Annotated in this window: 2 protein-coding genes; one reads left to right on the top strand and one right to left on the bottom strand. The window is 70.3% G+C overall.

Translation table 11 applies throughout. The features are described from left to right. Nucleotides 1-61: 61 nt before the first annotated feature. Nucleotides 62-370, bottom strand: a complete 309-nt coding sequence (locus tag ACJA3G_RS36765) for a hypothetical protein (protein WP_101389324.1) — start codon at nucleotides 368-370, stop codon at nucleotides 62-64. Nucleotides 371-770: 400 nt separating this feature from the next. Between ACJA3G_RS36765 and ACJA3G_RS36770 the strand changes: the two genes are divergently transcribed. Next, nucleotides 771-1508: a trypsin-like serine peptidase gene (locus ACJA3G_RS36770; protein WP_406557357.1), complete on the top strand. Its 738-nt coding sequence runs from the start codon at nucleotides 771-773 to the stop codon at nucleotides 1506-1508. The last annotated feature ends 8 nt before the right edge of the window (nucleotides 1509-1516 follow it).

The raw sequence follows: 1516 nt of genomic DNA on the forward strand, positions 1-1516 counted from the left end.
CCCGTGGGGACGAAGGCGGCCAGGGGACACCCGGCCTGTGGGCAGGTCAGGACGTGTCAGGTCAGACGGCCATCCCGTACACGATGGTGAACAGCGTGCCGAGCGAGCCGATGATGAAGACTCCGGTCAGTCCGGCCACGATCAGGCCCTTGCCCTGCTCCGCGCTGAACGTGTCGCGCAGCGCGGTCGCGCCGATCCTCTGTTTGGCCGCGCCCCAGACGGCGATGCCGAGGCACAGGAGGATGGCCACGGCCATCACGACTTCGACCATCACCCGGGCCTCGTTGCCCAGGCTTCCGAACGGCCCCCAGTTGGGCGCGATCCCGCCGATGATCGTGGTGATGTCGCCCTTTTCTGCTGCCAGGTACACGTAACTCACCGCCCCTGTCGGGTAGTTCGATGCCCCTGCCCCATGGCATGGGTCAGGCTCTATCTTCGCTGATGAAACCGCCCGGGTATGTCGACTTGGCGGCTCTCTTTTCCCGAAACCGCACAGCTGTGCCGGTCGCACCGCCCTGACCTGCGGTGGACCGGTTCTGCATGGATTCGCGTATGGTCACTCTGTGTATCACGCACAGTGACTCCGGGCAATGACTGTCGTTGGTGCACTCTGGGCCCGCTGGCTCGAGCGGAACTCGCGCCGGCGCGTCCGGCCCCCTCCCAGGGTGCTCGCGGGCGCGCCCCCGCGAACTCCTCGCCGGCTCACTTCACAGACTCTTCTCAGAAAAGTTCCAGGGCTGTTCTCAGGTCGGAGGGGCACTGTCCGGCACATGAGACACGTCTCCCAGCTGCGTGCGCTGTCGGCGGTGGCCGTGCTCCTGGTGATCCCCGGGTACGGGGACCGGGACCCCGGGCCGGGCGGCCGGACCGTCGAGGCGCCGGCCACGGCCGCCTACGCGCGCGTGGGCGCGCTGTTCGAGGGCGGACTGGACGGCGACCACTTCTGCACGGCGTCCGTGGTGCACAGCGCGGACCGGAACCTCATCGTCACGGCGGCGCACTGCCTGGACGACCAGGACGACGCGGTCTTCGTGCCGGGCTACCGGGACGGCCGGGCGCCGTACGGCACCTGGCCGGTCAAGGAGACCTACACCGACGACGCCTGGCAGGAGGACGGCAGCGAGGACGACGACGTGGCCTTCGCGGTCCTGGGCCCCGGCTCGGCGACGGGGGCGCGGGTGGAGGACGCGGTGGGCGCGGCGCGGCTGGCGACGACGACGGCCCCCGCCGACGCCACGGTGACGGTCACCGGCTACCCGAGCGATTCGGACGCTCCCCTGACCTGCACGAACCAAACGACGCGCTACGGCGACACGCAGCAGCGCATCGAGTGCCCCGGCTACTCCGGCGGCACCAGCGGCAGCCCGTGGGAGGCGGTGGACGGGTCGGTGGTGGGGGTCATAGGCGGCTACGAGGAGGGCGGCGACGACCCGGACGTCTCGTACAGCATCGTGTTCGGGCAGACGACGGCGGCGCTGTACCGGCTGGTTGAGGGGGAGGGGTGCTGAGGGGCCGG

Origin of the sequence: Streptomyces sp. YS-3 (assembly GCF_045257485.1) — a bacterium.
Classification (GTDB): Bacteria; Actinomycetota; Actinomycetes; order Streptomycetales; family Streptomycetaceae; genus Streptomyces.